Here is a 19,600-nt window from a genome sequence, read left to right on the forward strand (position 1 = left end):
TGAGAGATCCAGCTGTTAATTAAAATGTAACTAGCGTCATTTAAGGGTATATTATTAGGAAATTAATTCGTTAAAAAGTCGTTCTACTGCATATGCTTTTAGTGCTTTTGGAAATTGAGAATGAAGTTTATTAAAAAGATATTTTGGTTAGGTTCAGCATTTGTTTGTATCAACGCCCAAGCAATTCCGGTTACCTTTGATGTTATCAGCAATCAGGATTCACCTGTTTTTCAAACGGTGGTTTACTTAGAACCCGATGGTGAGGTTGAAATTGCTGAAAGTAAAAAGCAAGTGGCTGTTATGGATCAAGTTGATCGCCAATTTATGCCACATATCTTAGCGGTGCAAAAGGGTAATAAGGTCGTATTTCCAAACTCTGACTCCATCAAACATCATGTCTATTCCTTTTCTCCTGCTAAACAGTTTGAGTTGAAGCTGTATAAAGGTTCAGACGCTGAGCCGTTATTATTTGAAAATCAAGGGGAAGTAGAACTAGGCTGTAATGTACATGACTGGATGCTTGCTTATATTTGGGTAGTAGACACGCCTTATTTTGCTAAAACAGACCAAAATGGCAAAGTGACCATTGACGTTCCGTCAGGCAATTACCGGGTTAAAGTTTGGCATCCGAGAATTCAAGACGACTTAGAAGGCTTGACCCAAGAAGTAAGCATTAACGCGCCAACCAATGTGAGTTTTAGGTTAAAACAAAAGCTTCTACAAGATCTCAGCTTTTATGAGCAAGCAGCAGATAAATTAACCGATTATTAGTGCTTCTAGCAACTTGGAACTTTACTCTTGATAGCTAACCATAGTTTTAAAAATAGAATCGTTATTATCTCATTTGTACTTGCTTTGCTGTTGGCTGTGAACGTCATGCCCCCTGCCGCAGCAAATCAGGTTGGCGGCATTGTGCAAGTGTACATAGCTAATACCGACGATTGGCAATCTTATCAGAATCACGGAACAGGGATCCTTCGTCAAGATGATAATGTAGCAGGAATACAGCAAGCTCTGCTGCATACAAACATCGACGTAACATCAAGTGTGAGCTTAAACGCAGTGGCGCATTATTATCCCGACGGCGAGCAGCAACTGGGATTTTCGCAGTTGTCTATGCAATACAAACCGTTAAGTCCAAATAAGATCAAATTCAAAGCCAGAGCGGGATTCTTTTATCCACGACTTTCCCTGGAAAATGTCGATGATGGTTGGCTATCACCCTACACCTACACCCAATCAGCGATTAATAGTTGGGTGGGGGAAGAAATGCGCACACTTGGCTTGGAGTTTTCAATTTATAGCCCGGGCAGAGCCAGAAGAAGTCCTTGGTCATGGGAAGTGGTTGCAGCAACCTTTAAGGGCAATGATCCCCTAGGTACCATTATAAGTTGGCGTGGGTTTGCTATGCATGACCGACAGTCTCTCAACAACGACAGAGTGAATTTTGCCGCCTACCCCACTGTGATTGATACAGACTTTATATGGCATCCTGACTACGTAGAACCTTTTCATGAACTTGATCAACGTTGGGGGTTTTATACCGGCTTACACTTCCGTTATTTCAATCAAACAAGCCTTCGTTATTATTACTATGACAATCAGGCAGATCCATTAGCGGTAAATAGCCAACGACTTTATGGTTGGCGCACTAAATTCCATTCTTTATCTTTTCAGCACAAATTAGATAACAATACGCGTTTAATAAGCCAATTGATGAGTGGCAGCACGGTGATGGGGTTAAAATATGTTTATGTGGATTTTGATGCCTGGTATCTGATGCTCAGCCATCAGGTATCGCAACACCGGATAAGCGTGCGTTACGACCGATTTATCGTATCCGAAGATGATATTTTTCCCACAGACATGAATAATAGTGATGGCTATGGACTCACGTTGGCCTGGCGTTATGACCTAAATGACAACTGGCAATTGGGCTTAGAACAACACTTCAATAAAAACTCAGCACAAAATAGAGCACAGTTAGATCTGCCGGTAGATGCCAACCAACAACAGACATTATTGGTCGCGCAGTTTCGTTGGTAGCAAGTTTTAGTTAAACATGAAAAAGCCGGCGTAATGAGCCGGCTTTGGACAACTAAGTATGGTTTAGAAGAATGTATAAACCAGAGTAACCGCAGTTTGCGTATCCAGTTTATCAGTGTCATCTGCTGCACCAGAGTTATGATCCAAGGTCACACTAAATTTCATAGATAGAGAACCATTGATCGCAGCCGACAATGAAGTCACAGATTTAGATTTTGTGTTGTCTTCACCGATTTCTGTTGATAGCAATTGTTTAAAGGTTGCTGTATCAGAGATTTTCCATTGGTAATCTAACGCACCACGGACAATTAGCCCTTTCTCCGTTTCACCTGGCACAAGAATTCCAGCGTCATCATAAGTGTCTGCAGTTTTATTATATGAATAACCAGGACCGATACTGTATTCAAATGACGAAGTTTCATCCGCCCACAACTTTTGGTTCCAACCCGCTGCGATTGTAGATTGATAATCATAACTACTAAAACGGTTATCTTCGTATGAAGCGAATCCAAATAAGCGATGATCTGGGTTTTCTAGTTTATAGTTAGCCTGACCAGATGCGAACCAACTTTGAGCGGTAGTTTGCTCAACAGTTTCGTCATCAACGGTTACTTGGTCTTTTTTGTATAACCCTTCAATAATGAAGTCGTTGCTCCACTTTTCCAACTCTTGGTGAGCAGATAATTTACCTTTAACAGAAGTAGTTTCAGTATTACCAGAGGTGACGATTAAGCCAAACTCGCCATCCATGGTAAAAGGTTTAGTTTCTTCTGCGCTAACATTTGCTGACATTGCGCAAAATATAACTGAACATAAAACTGATTTTTTCATTCGACTTTCCTGATTTTAATTAGAATTAAAACAGCTGATATTATTATTGTTTTACTGAATATTGTTTGAAACATTTCAAACCACCAATGTGGTAAACACAAAGTGTACCAAGTTGCTGATTTATGATTATTTTTTAGTCAATCAATTTAAAAAAACTGATATACCAATGTGACTGAAGTTTGAGTATCTAATGGCTCATCCAACTCTTGAGGTGAACGGTTATGGGTCATATTAAACGACAACTTCATGGCCAAAGATCCGTTTATCTTTGCCGCTAAAGACGTTTCTGAAAAAGACCGAGAAAACTCTTCGTCGGTTTCAGTGCTCAAATATTGCCTAAACGTAGCCTTATCATTAAATTTTTTCTCGTACTCCATTGCCGCGCGGATTATAACACCAGTTTGATCCAACACATCAGTATTTTCTTTGGCAATGGATTTTGCATAACCGGGGCCGACACTGTAGGTAAATTCACTCTCTTCATCTGACCATAACTGTTCGGTGTAGCCTACAGCCAAGGCAGCTTGGTATTGATAGGAATTAAAACGATCGTCTTCATATTCACCATAGATAAAAAGACGGTTACTGGGGTTTCTGAGTTTATAATCGGATTGCATTGAAACAAACACATTTTGTGCACTAGTCACCAGTTGACTATTGGAATCAATGACTTGTTCATTTTGTTTGTACAGCACTTTGGCTACATACCTATGATGCCACTTCAGCAGATCCTGTTTAGCATTTAACTTACCGGTAACAGTTGTACCCGTCGTATTCCCACTGGCATAAATAATCCCAAGCTCACCATTCATTTCAAAAGAATCTTGATGCTCAGCAGTTGCATCACCGTGAAATGGGGCATCAGCAAGGAAAAGCGCCCGTATTACATCTGTACGTGCACTGCTAGAAAAGCTTATGAAAAGGAATAAAGTGGCGCAAATTAGCTTCATATAAACCAGCGTAAATTAAATTTAGTTCTATTTTTGCGACATTGTATATAATAATGTAACAATATGCAGCACCAAAATAGACTAAAAATCAATCAAATAGTTCCTCGATACCACTAATTTATTGGAAAAGTTTGCGTGTCTGCATTTAAAGACACTAATTGAAGAGTCCAATTCAATTTGGACTGAAGATAGACATCATCTGATTTATTTCTTGATTGCTAAAGGTAATCGCGTCTACAAGAATCTCAACGTCTAAATCAACACTTGCAAAAATAGCTGAATTCACAACCTCCTCAGGTTTACCAGGAAACTGGGTTGCCAGCAAATAGCCGACGATTGAGGCCACATGCATAATCGCCACTTCTTTGTTTCCCATGGCATAATCTTGATCGGCAATATGCATAATGGTCATTGATATTTGGGTAGGCAATTGCCAGAGTTGTAAAATCGTTGAGCTGCATTGGGGATAAGTAAAACCAAGAATATCTTTTTGCAATTCAAATGGCAGAATTTGATGGTCTGTTGGAATACATTTAGCAGCCAACTCAGGGCTTTGTTTTGTCACAACCAATTCCGCTAAATTATGTAATAAACCTAATAAAAAGAAACGTTCAGAGCCCCTAATTCTAGCTAATTTCGCCATATGCTTTGCCAGCAATCCGGTGTATAAACTCTGTCTCCAGAAACGCTTAAGATCCATATTTTCACTGCTTAGTGAATCGAAGGCGTCTTTTGCTGTTTCAGCCATCACTAAATTATACAGTGCTTCCCCCCCTAAAATACTTACCGCTTTACCAATATTATCGACCTGTGATCGAAATCGAAACAGGGGACTATTGGCCAATTTGAGAAGCTTGGATGCAAGTGAAGGGTCTAAACTAATAAGGTTACCAATATCGTCAACGTCGGATTGATGATCGTCTAACATTTCACGAATACGAAGGCATATCTCCGGCAACGCGAATGAAGCGCTTGCATTTTTGGCGTAGTCAATTGCTTGCATAAATACTTCTGAGTGATCTGTGATTGCTGATAGACACCATTATAGCCACTGTGAGTTGAAATTTTGTTTTTTTTTATTCTCCATAATCAAAGGTATAGTTAATTTAGCAAAACTGCCAGCCTCCGCATCTGAATTGACAAAAAGGTTGATATTTATGCTGTAAGGCGTACGGTATATTTCATAACATTTTGTTAACGCGGGACTCAGAATGGAAGAACTCTCAGGGTTAGATGCTGCTTTTTTATTTTTAGAAACTGAAAAAGTGCCTATGCATATAGGTGGGGTTTGCATAATAGAAGGCTCGATGAAATTCGAAGAGTTTTACGAGTTTATTGAAAAGCGCGTTCACCTTGTATCTAAGCTCACCGAGAAATTAGTCACCGTTCCCTTAAGCCTCAATAGACCATACTGGGTGGAAGACCCTGAGTTTGATTTGAGTTTACACATAAAGCGCACAAAACTGCCTGCGCCAGGCTCATGGAAAGAACTTCGATATGCGGCCTCCCAACATTTTTCAACCTGTCTGGATAGAAGCAGGCCACTGTGGGAGTTCGTTTTTGTTGAAGGTTTAGACAAGGTTTCTCAAGTACCAAAAGGGTCGGTTGCCCTGATTACTAAAGTGCATCATTGTGGGTTTGACGGTAAATCCGGCGCTGACCTTATGGCTATGATGTGGGATATCACCCCCAAACCAAGGCCGATTCCCGCGAAAAAGCCAAAACCGCAAGAAAAAATTCCCGGTCCAATGAACCTTGTTGCCCGCAGTGCGTATAATTTAGTCAGTATTCCTGGAAAGTTACCAGGTTTGTTGTGGAATACGGGGAAAGCAACACTGAAGGCCAGCTATCTGTCCCGTGTGCACGGTATAGAAGCGCCAACCCTTCCCTTTCGAGCGCCCAAAACGCCTTTTAATGGCATTGTTGAGCAAGAGCGAAAATGGAATTCAGCTTTACTTGAAATTGACCGGGTAAAAGCCATACGGAAAGCAGTCGATGGGGCGACCCTAAATGATGTCATTTTGACTATTTGTGGAGGGGCTTTACGAAAATATTTGTTGGCCAAAGATGCGTTACCTGAACAACCATTGGTAGCCATGGTACCGGTTTCAACACGCTCGAAACAAGAAAAGAACGCCATGGGAAACCAGGTCTCTGCCATGTATATACAATTGGCAACTAACCTAGAAGACCCAATTAAACGATTGGAAAAAATCCATATAAACACCTTGGTTGGCAAGTTGTACCAAGATGCCATAGACGCAAAAAGTTTAATGGGTTACGCCGACTTAATTCCTTTTGGTTTAGCGGGCGTGGCGTCGCGGTTTTATACTCGAGCAGCTTTAGCTAAATGGCACAAACCGTTTTTTAATTTGGTCATTACAAATGTTCCTGGGCCAAATGTTCCACTTTATTTGGGTGGACATAAACTCATTACCAATATGGGCACAGCCCCTATATTTGATGGTATGGGGTTAATTATGCCGGTGTTAAGTTACGATGGAACTATTACTATCAGTCCAACTAGTTCCGCGAACTTGATGCCTGACATCGATGTTTTAACCAAATGCATATTAGATTCCGCAAATGAATTGGAAGCTGCCGTGCATAAAAAGCAAGCGAAAATGGCTGCGTTTAACGCTTTATTAAATGAAAAGTAATGGGCGCGCTAAATACCAAAGAAGTAGGGAATTTATATGAACAACGAATTAGCCACAATAGCTAACAACCGTCCTAAAAAACGACATATGCTCACCGAAGGACGTGCGCTATTCGAATTCGGAACAACCAGTTTGATGATGCCACTGTTGTTACAGGCCCCCCGCGGTGATAAACATCCAGTGATGGTATTACCCGGTTTTTTAGCCTCAGATATTTCCACCAAACCTTTACGCACTTTCCTTAAAATGAAAGGTTATAAACCCCATGGTTGGGGGTTAGGCAGAAACCTGGGGACCCATATTGTTGGTGGACGACATATCGTCAGTGACCAATTGTTGAATAAAGTCATAGAATTACATGTCAAATATGATGCAAAAGTTAGCCTTGTAGGCTGGAGTTTAGGCGGCATTCTCGCGAGGGAAATTGCGCGAGCGATACCCGACTGTGTACGCCAAGTGATTTCACTGGGTAGTCCATTTAATGGTCCCCAAGGCTCTGCGCCGGTTGCAGCTAAAATGTTTGAATTAATTAATGGTGATCTAAGCCAGCGAGAACCTGATGCAGCTAAACGAATTATTCCTCCACCGGAGGTTCCCAGTACTGCTATTTTCTCCCGCAGTGATGGAGTGGCTCATTGGCAATCTTGTATGAACGCCAATGAACATCTGCACGCGCTTTCAGAAAATATTGAAGTCAAAGGTAGCCACATGGGGTTAGGTCATAATTCCCGTGTGCTATGGATAGTCGCAAACCGCTTAGCGCAAAAAGAAGGGCACTGGCAGCCTTTTAGGCAAAACGTTTTTCATAAAGTACTGTTTCCAAATCCTGATAGGGCATAAATTTGAGGGAAGTAATTAGCAGCGAAGAACGATTCGCAGACGTAAATGGAATTACCTTGTGTTACCAAACCTTTGGCAACCCTAACGATAGACCCTTGTTGTTGATTATGGGGCTAGCCACTCAAATGATCCATTGGGATCCGCGTTTTTGTCAAAAACTAGTGGACCAAGGGTATTGGGTAATTCGCTTCGACAATCGCGATATTGGTAGAAGTACCATTTTGCAAAATCAAAAAAAGCCGACTCTTTTTTCAGTGGCGGCGAATCAGTTGTTCGGTAAGAAACTTCACGTCCCTTATAATTTGCATACTATGGCTGGCGACGCGGTAGCATTATTAGATCATCTAAAGGTTGACCGTTGCCATTTAGTTGGGGTATCAATGGGCGGGATGATTGCCCAATGTATTGCAATTGACTATCCAAATCGAGTTGCCAGTCTTACCTCGATTATGTCGACTACGGGCAACCGCAGGCTGCCAAAACCTAAAAAGTCGGTCATGTTCAGCATTCTGCAACCACCTCCTAAAGAGCCCAAAGCCTATCTGAGGTATTCAGTAAGACTGTGGAAAATGCTCCACGGTAAACATTACCAGTTTGACCAAGCTAAAATTGCAGCACTATTACAACACGCCAGAGAGCGCTCTTTCAATCCTGACGGAGTATGGCGACAAACCTGCGCAATACTAGCCTCACCCGATCGCACACAAGCTTTGCACAAAATTAGATTACCTAGCCTTGTCATTCATGGTGATAATGATCCGTTAGTCCCTGTAGAGTGTGGAATCGCAACCGCTGCAGCGATAAATAACTGCGAACTGTTGATTATCAAAGGAATGGGACACACCCTGCCAGAGGAAGCGTGGGAGCAAATTATTGACAGTATTGTGAAGTTAGCGGATTAGTCAAATGCAGCCTGAGTCGACCCCCAAGGATGGTTAATCAAAAAGATCCCCTTGTTGCGGTGTTGTGGTGTTAAGATTGGCTTGTTTTTTACGTTTCGCGATGGCTTTACGCCTTTGGCAAGCTTTGACAATGACGCGTTTTGCGTAAGGAGTAGCTTGATTCCAATAAAGCCTTTCGTCTCTACTTCGGAAACATCCTGAACAATAGCCACTTTTTCCCGATTGGCAAACACCAATACAGGGGCTAGGAATGTCAAAAAACTCGAGTTGATCCACAATATTGGCTTATTTAGATAAATTCAGATCATTTCCTATAGTTTACACCTTTATGCAGTAGCAGGTGAAATACCGATTAGAATCGAAATAATCTGAGATTAAATGAGCCTATGGCTACTCTGGATATTGTGCGAATTTAGGTGCTGCTTGTCCTTCGTCGTACCAAGCAAATTTCTCTTCCCAAAATATATTGGCTTGGGGAGTGATATCAGGAACCCCATCTAAAAATCCTGCGGGTATGCACAACAGACTGCCATCACGGGTTAAATAAGGCACCTGAGACCCACATTCGGTACAAAACACATTGCTAAAGCGCACTGCATTTGGCAAATCAAAACGTTTTATGTTGTCTTTACCGCTGTGCCATTGAACATTATCAGGATCGGTAAAAATGAGTGAGGCGAAAGCTGAGCCTGTTTTCTTTTGACAGCGATCACAGTGACACTGATAAAAGCGTTTAAATGGGCCGTGAACCTCACAGGTTACTGTTCCACATAGACAGCTACCTTTGATTTCCTGAGACATCGTATTTCCTTTTAAATAGGTTTGATTTTAAAAATGAATCTAGCTTATTGAGGGTCTAATTTACAGACCTATTCCTAAGATAAACCGCTCCTTCTAAAATACATTAGACATAAAAAAATGCCAGTATGCTTAACACAGACTGGCATTCTTAATATCCGTTAAAGCATTACTTTTTCTTTGCTTTAGGATTCGGCAAGTCAGTAATACTTCCTTCGAAGATTTCAGAGGCTAAACCGATTGACTCATTCAACGTTGGGTGAGCATGAATTGTCAAAGCAACATCTTCAGCATCAGCGCCCATTTCAATGGCTAGACCAATCTCACCTAACATTTCACCTGCGTTGATACCGATAATTGCACCACCGATAACACGATTAGAATCTTTTTCGAATATCATCTTAGTCATACCTTCAGTACGACCTGAAGCGATAGCTCTACCAGAAGCAGCCCAAGGGAAAGTAGCAGTTTCGTAACTTACGCCTTGCTCTTTCGCTTCTTTTTCAGTTAATCCTACCCAAGCGACTTCTGGGTCAGTGTAAGCAACCGAAGGAATACATTTAGGGTCAAAGTAATGCTTCTTACCAGCAATCACTTCTGCAGCAACATGGCCTTCATGTACCGCTTTGTGAGCAAGCATAGGTTGACCAACAAGGTCGCCAATTGCATAGATGTGGCTAACGTTAGTGCGCATTTGCTTATCAACGTTAATGAAACCGCGTTCATCTACTTTCACACCCGCTTTATCGGCAGCAACTAAACTACCGTTTGGACGACGTCCAACGGCAACAAGAACTTTATCGTATTTGACTGGTTCAGCAGGTGCTTGTTTACCTTCAAAGGTAACATACAAGCCGTCTTTTTTAGCTTCAACTGCAGTCACTTTGGTTTCTAACATCACGTTAAATTTATTTTTAACGTATTTTTGATAGATTTTGATAACGTCTTTATCCGCAGCTGGGATCAACTGGTCTAAAAATTCAACCACATCAATTTGCGAACCTAGAGAACGATAAACGGTCCCCATTTCCAAACCAATAATACCACCACCTAAAACAAGCATTTTTTCTGGAATGTCTTTCATTTCCAATGCACCGGTAGAGTCGATTACACGATCATCATCATTTGGAATGAAAGGAAGAGAAACTGGCTCAGAACCCGCCGCAATAATTGCATTATCGAAAGTAATGGTGGTTTTACCGTCTTTGCCTTCTACTTCAAGGGTATTAGAACCGGTGAACTTACCGTAACCTTGCACAAATTTAACTTTGCGCATTTTCGACATACCTGATAAACCTTTAGTAAGTTGCCCTACTACACTGTCTTTCCAGCTGCGTACTTTATCTAAATCAATTTTCGGCTCACCAAAGACTACACCATGGGATGCCATTTCTTTTGCATCATCAATAACTTTGGCAACGTGAAGTAACGCTTTAGAAGGGATACAGCCTACATTAAGACATACTCCGCCTAAGGTTTCACGGGAGTCAATGATGACTGTTTCAATACCTAAATCGGCAGCTCTAAAAGCTGCGGAATAACCACCAGGTCCTGCACCTAGCACAACCAGTTGAGTTTTAATTTCGCTCATTATGACCTCAAATTTCGAATTCTATTCTGACAGACCTGTAAAATACTACCTTCGCAACAGTATGTTAGCAAAGGAAAGCACGACTAATCACGAAAAATATCAAAAAAGTGCGCTTTTACATTATTTATATATAAGCGCACCTATATTGCTAGCTAAAGTAGAATTTGACGAAGATCTGCTAACACATTGCTTAGGTGCACCGCAAAGCGTGCAGCCACAGCACCATCGATCACACGGTGATCGTATGACAATGATAGTGGTAACATAAGTCTTGGTTCAAAATCTTTACCATTCCATTTAGGTTTCATCTCACTCTTTGAGACACCCAAAATAGCCACATCAGGAGCATTTACGATAGGCGTAAATGCCGTACCACCAATGCCACCTAAGCTAGAGATAGTAAAACAACTCCCCTGCATATCAGGGCCTTTCAATTTGCCTTCTCTGGCTTTAATACTAATTTCAGTAAGCTCACGAGATATTTCGACAATACCTTTTTTATCTACATCACGCACAACAGGAACAACAAGTCCTCCTGGCGTCTCAACCGCAATACCAATATGGTAGTACTTTTTCTGGATCAAAGATTCACCAGATTCAGATAACGATGTATTAAATACTGGATAGGCCTTTAACGCATCAGCTACCGCTTTCATCATAAACACTAGCGGTGTGATTTTAACCCCGAGTTTACGTTTTTCGGCGATGACATTTTGTTCTTTACGGAATTTTTCTAACTCAGTAATATCCGCTTCTTCAAACTGAGTAACATGTGGAATCGTTACCCAATTGCGATGCAGATTCGGTCCAGAAATTTTCTGAATTCGCGTAAGAGGAACTTCTTCCACTTCACCAAACTTAGCAAAATCCACTTTAGGTGGAGCGAGTACTTGCAAACCACCTGAACCGCTTCCTACCGATGAACCTGGCGTCATCTTAGGACGTGATAATTCATATTTAACAAAAGATTGAACATCTTCTTTTAAAATACGTTTCTTAGGACCGCTACCAGTTACCTGAGTTAAATCGACACCAAACTCTCTTGCTAGGCGTCGTACCGAGGGTGAAGCATGCACTTTACCACTGGACTTTTTATCAGCCGCAGAAGGATGATGAGGAACTGGAGGTTTGCGAGCACTTGCAGGCGCTGCTTGAGCTGGGGCAGCAGGTGCCGCAGCTTTTTGTGCAGGAGCAGGGGCCGCAGCCTTAGGCGCTGATTTTTCAGTGACTTCAAGGGTAATAACCAAACTACCTTCAGACACTTTATCACCGACTTTGAGTTCAACACTTTTTACCGTACCACTTTTGGGTGACGGCACGTCCATCGTAGCCTTATCTGTTTCCAACGTGACCAGTCCGGCTTCAGCTTCAATCTCATCACCAGCTGCAACTAGTACTTCAATCACATCGACATCAGTGTCGCCACCAATATCTGGGACGTTAACATCAATCACAGACGTCGTTTCTTCACCGGAATCTGCCTCTTCTGTTGCAGGCTCTTCTGAAACAGTTGCTTCTTGAGCTGGCGCGGATGCAGGTTCTGACGCTGCAGGCGCGGCTTCAGCGCTTGAGTCTGATGCACCTTGCGTTGCTAACTCAAGTACTAAGGTTCCTTCAGAAACTTTGTCGCCCACTTTAATTTTTAAGGACTTAACCACACCCGCTGCAGGTGATGGTACGTCCATTGTGGCCTTATCAGTTTCCAACGTAATTAAACCGGTTTCAGCTTCAATTTCATCGCCTTCAGCAACCAGTACTTCGATAACATCCACATCGGTATCACCGCCAATATCAGGCACTTTAACTTCAATCACTTCACTGCTTGAACTTGCGGCAGCTTGGGACGTTTGTGGCGTTGATTCTGGTGCTTTTTCTGGCGTTGCATCAGACGCTGGTGCTTCTGACGAAGCACCTTCAGCAGCAAGTTTCATTATCAAAGTATCTTGACTGACTTTATCGCCAACCTTTACCAGAATATCGGCAACTGAGCCTGCAAACGGCGCAGGAATATCCATACTGGACTTATCACTTTCTACCGTTATTAGGGAAGATTCAGCTTCAACCTCTTCGCCAACCGAGACACAAATTTCGATAACTTCTACTTCTTCACCGCCCACATCGGGGACCAATACATCTTTTAAATCTGACATTTTGAGTCCTCCCAATTACGCGTAAAGCGGATTAAGTTTGTCGCCATCAATACCAAACTCTTTGATAGCCTCTAGTACAACTTTCTTATCGATATCACCGGCTTTGCTTAACTCAGTTAGCGCAGCTAAGGCGATAAACTTAGCATCAACTTCGAAATGGTGACGCAAGTTAGGACGACTATCAGAACGTCCAAACCCGTCTGTACCTAGCACTTTATATTGACCTGGAACAAATGCACGAACTTGGTCTGCGTAGTTTTTAACGTAATCAGTAGCGGCAATAGTAGGTCCTTCGAACCCTTCTTCAAGTACGCTGGTGATATAAGGTACTTTTGCTTTTTTGTCTGGATTAAGCATATTGTAATGTTCACAATCTAAACCATCACGGGCCAATTCATTAAATGAAGGCACACTATATACTTCAGAAGCAACAGAGAACTTGTCTTTCAACAATTGCGCAGCTTCACGCACTTGCAACAAAATAGTACCAGAACCAAGTAATTTAACTTTCTTCTTACTCTTCGCTGTGCCTACTTTTTCTAGAGAATATATCCCTTTAATGATGCCTTCTTCTGCCCCTTTAGGCATTTCTGGCTGGGCATAGTTTTCGTTCATTACCGTTAAGTAGTAGAAAACATTCTCATGATTTTCACCCATTCGACGTAAACCGTCTTGTACCACAACGGCCACTTCGTAACCATAAGTCGGATCGTAAGTCACACAGTTTGGAATCAGAGCCGCTTGCACGTGGCTATGTCCATCTTGATGCTGTAAGCCCTCACCATTGAGTGTCGTCCGGCCAGCGGTTCCACCTACCAAGAATCCTCTTGCCTGACTATCACCGGCTGCCCACGCCATATCACCCACACGTTGGAAACCAAACATAGAGTAATAAATGTAGACTGGGATCATAGGTAAATTATTGGTCGAGTATGACGTCCCTGCTGCTAACCACGACGCCATAGCACCGAGTTCGTTAATCCCTTCTTGTAACACCTGACCTTTTTTATCTTCACGATAGTAGGCCACTTGATCAGCATCTTGAGGAACATATTTTTGTCCCTGACTAGAATAAATACCCACTTGGCGGAACAAACCTTCCATACCAAAAGTACGGGCTTCATCAGGAATAATAGGTACGATACGACTACCAATCTGTTTATCTTTGAGCATAACAGTCAAGACGCGAACAAAGGCCATGGTTGTGGAGATCTCACGCTCTCCAGAGCCTTTAGTGATAGCTTCGAAAGACTTTAACGGTATCGCAGGTAAATCTTCTGTGCTGTCAGCTAAACGGGTTGGCATATATCCAAACAGTTTTTCTCTGCGTCGTCTAAGATAAGTTAACTCTGGGCTATCTTCAGAAAACTTGTAATAAGGTAAGTTTTCAAGATCCTCATCAGCAACCGGAATATTGAAGCGATCACGATATTGGCGAACCGCATCGATATCCATCTTCTTAACGTTATGGGCGATATTCTTACCTTCACCAGCAGAACCTAAACCATAACCTTTAACGGTCTTGGCAAGAATTACCTGCGGACGACCTTGGGTTTCTGAAGCGCGTTTATAAGCAGCATAAACTTTAACCGGATCGTGCCCACCACGATTCAAACGCCAGATATCGTCATCTGACATATTTGAAACCATTTCTTTCAGTTCTGGGTATTTTCCAAAGAAGTTCTCACGGGTGTAAGCGCCTCCTTTAGCTTTGTAGTTTTGGTATTCACCATCTACCGTTTCATTCATTACATCAAGTAACTTTCCAGAAGTGTCACGCGCTAAAAGCGGATCCCAATAGCGACCCCAAATCACTTTGATGACTTCCCAACCTGCTCCGCGGAATGTCCCTTCTAATTCTTGGATAATCTTTCCATTACCACGAACAGGTCCATCTAGACGTTGCAAATTACAGTTAATAACGAATGTTAAGTTGTCTAAACCTTCACGGGAAGCTAGACCAATAGCACCTAAACTTTCTGGCTCATCCACTTCACCATCACCCATGAAACACCATACGCGCTGTTCTGAACAATCTTTTAGTCCACGATTGGTAAGGTATTTTAAGAAACGGGCTAGATAGATAGCCTGCATTGGACCTAAGCCCATAGATACCGTTGGAAACTGCCAAAAATCTGGCATCAATTTAGGATGCGGGTATGAAGAAATCCCCTTGCCATCCACTTCCTGACGGAATCCATCTAACTGCTCTTCCGATAAACGACCTTCGATGTAAGCTCGCGAATATATGCCGGGAGAAACATGCCCCTGAACAAATAAATAATCGCCGCCATCCTTGTCGTTAGGTGCGCGGAAAAAGTGGTTAAAGCCCACATCATAAAGCATAGCTGAGGATGCAAAACTTGATATATGGCCACCTAACTCTAAATCTTTCTTAGAGCCGCGCAAAACCATCATCATTGCATTCCAACGGATTGCTTGACGAATTTTAGCTTCAATCGTTTGATCCCCGGGCATAGTCGGTTCTTGACCTGCGGGAATGGTGTTTATATAGGCAGTTGTTGCTGTATAGGGTAAGTACGCACCATTACGGCGAGCCTTTTCTATCAAGCTTTCTAATAAGTAGTGGGCGCGTTCTACACCCTCTTCTTCAAGTACTGCGTCTAGGGCTTCTATCCATTCCTGGGTTTCTTGTGGATCCACATCCGGATGCATCATATCAGCCATGGTGCTTTCCTTTAGTTAGTTTAAAGATAAATTTACTGACCGAGAAAACAAAGAATAGTTTATTTTCATATTCTTTTCTTTCAGTTCAGTAAGTAAATTACATAAATTAGCAAAATTAACTTTGCCAAAAAGGTTATTCCTGTATTTCAATTCTTCTAAGTGCCCGTTGCACTCGGGTATCTTGTCGATTGATCTCTAACAAAATATCTTCAATGAACGCCAAATGTTCATTACTTGCTTGTCTAGCTGTTTCTGGATTACGAGAAACTATGCCAGCTAATATTTTTTCACGCTGCTTATGAATAATGTCAGTAACATCATCTCGAATTGCCAACATTTCAAAGTTCGCTTTGATATTTTCCTGCAACATTGATTTCAAACTACGCATAACATGCACTAACACTAAATTATGTGAAGCCATGGCCATGGCAAGATAAAACTCCACCAAGGCTTTGGACAAATCCGTTTTGTCTGACTTTTTAGAAAGCTCTGAAATCGAGGCTAGTGCATTTTCGAGTTTGATATAATCTTCTGGTTGCCCTCGCAAGGCAGCATAATAAGCCGCCATGCCTTCTAAAGCATGACGAAATTCTAATAAATCAAATTGAGTTTCTGGTCGTTTGGCAATGAGATCCATTAGTGGATCTGTAACCGATGCAGTTAAGTTGCGCTTGACAAAAGTACCGCCGCCTTGTTTACGCAACAATAAACCGCGGGCTTCTAAATTTTGAATCGCTTCACGCAAGGACGGCCTAGAAACAGCAAACTTCTCGGCAAGTTCACGCTCAGATGGTAACTTTTGCCCGGCTAATAAACGGCCGTCAATGATCATTGATTCCAACTCTTCAGTAATCACATCAGAAAGTTTTCGTGACTGTATGCGTTGCATGTTTGCGCGTGCTTCCTCAAAAAGTGTTAGGGCTCGCCATAGTGTTAATTAGCAAAAAACGCTTCTGCTACACCCACACACTAAAATTGGTAAGACCATTTTACCTAATAGGTTAGACTAGTTATTTAATTACGTAAACCTTTTACCTGAAAAACTTTTTCAAACATTCTGTTAAAAAAACTCGAAAGTTGTTAAACAACCTATTTTTAAAGGCTTTTCATGAATGGTCAGACCACAATCCGCAAATTGGCGCAAAGTGCAGTTAATTTACCTCAGCCAACCCGAAAGGGACAACACCGAAATTAACACCACTAAAAACATTACATTTCGTTTTGCTAATCGAACCAGAGTACAAGGTTCTTCAGTATAGTCTGATTTATCACATTCGACTTCCTCTGCAGCATCAGCAACACTGCATAACATTTCTTTAGCTGAAATACTAAGGTCAAATAAATAGGTTAACCATATGGGAAGCGCTTTGGAAAAATGCCCCATTAAAAGTAATCCTAAGGTGGTTATTCTGACAGGCAGCCAATCAAGTACCGCCATTAATTGTTCAGCGATAGTGAGGTCTTGCTGATATTCATTTTTATAAGCTTCTGTTGAGCTTCTTGCTATTACATACATCACGGCACCAGCAGGGCCCAGAATGGCAAACCAAATAATGACAGCTGCATAATGCTGGTAATTCAACCAAACTAAGGCTTGACCAAATGACCTTGGGCTGTCACCGCTGTGTCCTAATTGATCCGCATACAGTGAACAAGCTTGAAAATCACCTCTATTTGCTGCTTGCAGATAACATTTATAAATTTCCCGCAACTTTGGGCAACCGATACATACCATTAAAATAGCAGTATCGAGAATTAATCTAATTAACGAGTTATCCACGCTATTTAGCAGCACCAGAATGAAAAAAGCAGGGATTAACACAACCGCTAAAAAAGTAATACTGGTCATATCTTCAGAAAAGATACCTTTGCGGGTTAAGAAATTTTGGTATATTCCATTGTAAAAACTCTCTCGCCAATATTTAGTTTGGGTGGCTATACGCTCTGCCATTAAAACCACAATTAAGCTTATTAATGTCATGGAACTTCCTTTTGTTAATTATCTTCATTTAAAAAAACTGTGGATTGCATTAAAAATCACGAGAAACAGGGTTAAGAATTATAGAAAAAACCAATCTGTTGTCGATACCTGCCCCAGTCAAAGCTCACACCAGGATCCGTTTTTCGCCCCGGAGCAATATCATTGTGCCCAACTATCCTAGACAAATTAATTAAAGGATATTGAGCAACGATGGCGTGTGTTGCTCGAACTAACGCTGCATATTGCTGTGCACTATATTCGGTATTATCTGTTCCTTCTAACTCAATGCCAATGGAAAAGTCATTGCATCTGGTACGACCTTGAAAGGAAGAGACACCTGCGTGCCAGGCACGGTTTTCAAAGCCTACAAATTGGACGATTTGACCATCTCTTCGAATTAACAGGTGAGCAGACACGCGCATTTGGTAAATTTGTTCGAACATAGGATGAATATGCGGCTGAAGCTTACCCGCAAAAAAATCTAAAATATACGGGCCACCGAACTCCCCTGGTGGCAATGATATATTGTGGATTACCAATAGACTGATATCATTGGGATCTGGTCTACAATCAAAATGTTCACATTCTGAGCGTTTAACCGAGTCAAGCCAACCCGCGTGTATTTGCAATCTGGTGTCTGAGACCATATATAAAACAAGCCGTTAGTTTAAAAGCGATAAAGAAGCAGCATAGCAGGGTATAGAATGGAACAAAATCAATCACCAGCGGAAAACTCCACTAAAATAGGAAAATGGATGTTTTTCGCCTTTTGGATAGTTGGCCTGTTGCTGCTATCGCTGTATTTCGGTGATCGATTAGAAAAACAAATCAATCCCAATCAGAATCCTGAAAGTCAACTCAACAATGGTGCGGTTGAAGTCAAGCTTAAGCGTAATCGAATGGGACACTATGTCGCTAGTGGTCTGATTAATGATCAACCTGTGACGTTTTTATTGGATACCGGAGCAACCAATGTTTCTGTGCCTGCTCACCTGGCAAATGAATTAGGGTTGGTAGCCGGTGCAAGATATACAGTTTCAACGGCCAATGGCAACGTGACAGTAGCACAAACAAATATACAACAACTGGATTTAGGCTCAATTCGAATAAACAACGTTCGTGCCAGTATCAACCCCGGCATGTTAAGTGATGAAATACTGTTAGGTATGAGTGTACTCAAACAGTTGGAATTTACTCAACGCGGTGATTGGTTGATACTGCGACATTAACAATACTGAATAGATTACCCCCTAGGCTAATCTGCCACTACTTTACTTGTGTGACTTTTATATGAATCAAAATTTGATAACCAAAGATGTTGAGCAAGCGCTTAACGAAGACTTAAATGGCTTAGGCCCCATAGATGGAGATATTACGGCTGCGTTAATTAGCAACGATGTTATGGTCAAGGCATCTATTTTAACCCGAGAAGACTGCATTATTTGTGGAATTCAATGGGCAACAGAGACGTTTAACCAAGTCAACCCTGACATCAACGTGAATTGGTTAGTGGCCGATGGCGATGAATGTACCGCCAATCAAATCTTCTGCGAGCTGTCCGGCTCTGCCCGCTCCATATTAACCGCTGAGCGCACGGCACTGAACTTTTTGCAAACTTTATCAGGTACTGCAACCACAACTAAAGCCTATGTTGATTTACTTTCTGGCAGCGGTATCACCTTACTAGACACGCGTAAAACCATTCCCGGTATGCGCTTGGCCCAAAAATATGCAGTGAAATGTGGAGGAGCGCAAAATCACCGCATCGGTTTATTTGATGCGTTCTTAATAAAGGAAAACCATATACTTGCTTGCGGTTCTATTGCTAATGCAGTGCAACAAGCGCGGCAAAACAAGCCACAAGCGAAAGTAGAAGTTGAGGTGGAAAGCCTTGATGAGCTTAAACAAGCCATAGATGCAAGAGCTGATATTGTAATGTTAGATAATTTTGATCACGAAATGCTAAGTCAAGCAGTTTTGATCAATCAAAAAACCGTTAAATTGGAAGTTTCAGGCAATATAACCCAAGAAAAATTGCAAAACTTACGGGGTATAGGTATAGATTTTGTGTCATCAGGGGCATTAACCAAGGATGTCAAGTCTATTGATTTATCCCTTAGAATCAATTAGTTAAATATTTAAGCGCTGTATTTTTGTTTGATG

The 19,600-nt window shown here is 41.7% G+C and carries 18 protein-coding genes; 7 read left to right on the top strand and 11 right to left on the bottom strand.

From position 1 onward, the window contains the following. Positions 1-120 precede the first annotated feature (120 nt). A complete protein-coding gene (locus Q4574_RS16995) occupies positions 121-771 on the top strand; it encodes a methylamine utilization protein (RefSeq protein WP_303475686.1) in 651 nt (216 codons plus the stop codon). Positions 772-798: 27 nt separating this feature from the next. Continuing rightward, positions 799-2,046, top strand: coding sequence for a hypothetical protein (locus Q4574_RS17000; RefSeq protein ID WP_368411650.1), 1,248 nt, complete (start codon positions 799-801; stop codon positions 2,044-2,046). A 63-nt stretch (positions 2,047-2,109) separates the two neighbouring features. Here Q4574_RS17000 and Q4574_RS17005 read toward each other — a convergent pair whose 3' ends face one another. The 3 genes from Q4574_RS17005 to Q4574_RS17015 all read right to left on the bottom strand — a co-directional run bounded on the left by Q4574_RS17005 (position 2,110) and on the right by Q4574_RS17015 (position 4,830). Next, on the bottom strand, positions 2,110-2,877 hold the full coding sequence (locus tag Q4574_RS17005; protein WP_303475688.1) for a YdiY family protein: 768 nt from the start codon (positions 2,875-2,877) through the stop codon (positions 2,110-2,112). A gap of 146 nt (positions 2,878-3,023) precedes the next feature. Beyond that, positions 3,024-3,827 carry a YdiY family protein gene (locus tag Q4574_RS17010; protein ID WP_303475690.1) on the bottom strand — a complete coding sequence of 268 codons (804 nt, stop codon included), beginning with the start codon at positions 3,825-3,827 and terminating at the stop codon, positions 3,024-3,026. Between the two features lie 172 nt (positions 3,828-3,999). Continuing rightward, positions 4,000-4,830: an HDOD domain-containing protein gene (locus tag Q4574_RS17015; protein ID WP_303475692.1), complete on the bottom strand. Its 831-nt coding sequence runs from the start codon at positions 4,828-4,830 to the stop codon at positions 4,000-4,002. A 208-nt stretch (positions 4,831-5,038) separates the two neighbouring features. On the opposite strand from Q4574_RS17015, the gene Q4574_RS17020 reads away from it, so the two are divergent. Genes Q4574_RS17020 through Q4574_RS17030 form a run of 3 tightly spaced genes read left to right on the top strand, consistent with a single transcriptional unit; the run spans position 5,039 to position 8,229 of the window. Then, on the top strand, positions 5,039-6,487 hold the full coding sequence (locus Q4574_RS17020) for a wax ester/triacylglycerol synthase family O-acyltransferase (protein WP_303475695.1): 1,449 nt from the start codon (positions 5,039-5,041) through the stop codon (positions 6,485-6,487). Positions 6,488-6,523: 36 nt separating this feature from the next. Continuing rightward, positions 6,524-7,327, top strand: a complete 804-nt coding sequence (locus Q4574_RS17025) for a hypothetical protein (RefSeq protein ID WP_303475698.1) — start codon at positions 6,524-6,526, stop codon at positions 7,325-7,327. Positions 7,328-7,329: 2 nt separating this feature from the next. Beyond that, positions 7,330-8,229, top strand: coding sequence for an alpha/beta fold hydrolase (locus tag Q4574_RS17030; protein ID WP_303475700.1), 900 nt, complete (start codon positions 7,330-7,332; stop codon positions 8,227-8,229). A 33-nt stretch (positions 8,230-8,262) separates the two neighbouring features. Here the strand turns inward: Q4574_RS17030 and Q4574_RS17035 are convergent, their stop codons facing one another. From Q4574_RS17035 to ampD, 8 genes are all read right to left on the bottom strand, one after another. After that, complete coding sequence (locus Q4574_RS17035) at positions 8,263-8,505, bottom strand: DUF1289 domain-containing protein (RefSeq protein WP_303475702.1); 243 nt, start codon at positions 8,503-8,505, stop codon at positions 8,263-8,265. A 114-nt stretch (positions 8,506-8,619) separates the two neighbouring features. Next, the gene (locus Q4574_RS17040; RefSeq protein WP_303475704.1) at positions 8,620-9,030 is read right to left on the bottom strand and encodes a GFA family protein; all 411 of its coding nucleotides are present in this window, start codon (positions 9,028-9,030) and stop codon (positions 8,620-8,622) included. A gap of 166 nt (positions 9,031-9,196) precedes the next feature. Next, complete coding sequence (lpdA, locus tag Q4574_RS17045; protein WP_303475705.1) at positions 9,197-10,618, bottom strand: dihydrolipoyl dehydrogenase; 1,422 nt, start codon at positions 10,616-10,618, stop codon at positions 9,197-9,199. Positions 10,619-10,770: 152 nt separating this feature from the next. Then, the gene (gene aceF, locus Q4574_RS17050; RefSeq protein WP_303475706.1) at positions 10,771-12,768 is read right to left on the bottom strand and encodes a dihydrolipoyllysine-residue acetyltransferase; all 1,998 of its coding nucleotides are present in this window, start codon (positions 12,766-12,768) and stop codon (positions 10,771-10,773) included. A 15-nt stretch (positions 12,769-12,783) separates the two neighbouring features. Then, on the bottom strand, positions 12,784-15,456 hold the full coding sequence (aceE, locus tag Q4574_RS17055; protein ID WP_303475707.1) for a pyruvate dehydrogenase (acetyl-transferring), homodimeric type: 2,673 nt from the start codon (positions 15,454-15,456) through the stop codon (positions 12,784-12,786). 133 nt (positions 15,457-15,589) lie between these two features. Then, positions 15,590-16,345 (bottom strand): pyruvate dehydrogenase complex transcriptional repressor PdhR, encoded by a 756-nt coding sequence (pdhR, locus tag Q4574_RS17060; protein ID WP_303475708.1) that lies wholly within the window; start codon positions 16,343-16,345, stop codon positions 15,590-15,592. A gap of 267 nt (positions 16,346-16,612) precedes the next feature. Beyond that, entirely contained in the window at positions 16,613-17,437 is an 825-nt protein-coding gene (gene ampE, locus Q4574_RS17065; protein WP_303475709.1) for a beta-lactamase regulator AmpE, read from the bottom strand. A gap of 71 nt (positions 17,438-17,508) precedes the next feature. Beyond that, positions 17,509-18,084, bottom strand: a complete 576-nt coding sequence (gene ampD, locus Q4574_RS17070; RefSeq protein ID WP_303475710.1) for a 1,6-anhydro-N-acetylmuramyl-L-alanine amidase AmpD — start codon at positions 18,082-18,084, stop codon at positions 17,509-17,511. A gap of 57 nt (positions 18,085-18,141) precedes the next feature. On the opposite strand from ampD, the gene Q4574_RS17075 reads away from it, so the two are divergent. Both Q4574_RS17075 and nadC read left to right on the top strand, forming a co-directional pair. Continuing rightward, positions 18,142-18,666 (top strand): TIGR02281 family clan AA aspartic protease, encoded by a 525-nt coding sequence (locus Q4574_RS17075; RefSeq protein ID WP_303475712.1) that lies wholly within the window; start codon positions 18,142-18,144, stop codon positions 18,664-18,666. 61 nt (positions 18,667-18,727) lie between these two features. Further along, positions 18,728-19,567, top strand: a complete 840-nt coding sequence (gene nadC / locus Q4574_RS17080; RefSeq protein WP_303475713.1) for a carboxylating nicotinate-nucleotide diphosphorylase — start codon at positions 18,728-18,730, stop codon at positions 19,565-19,567. The last annotated feature ends 33 nt before the right edge of the window (positions 19,568-19,600 follow it).

This window comes from Aliiglaciecola sp. 3_MG-2023 (assembly GCF_030548205.1).
Classification (GTDB): domain Bacteria; phylum Pseudomonadota; class Gammaproteobacteria; order Enterobacterales; family Alteromonadaceae; genus Aliiglaciecola.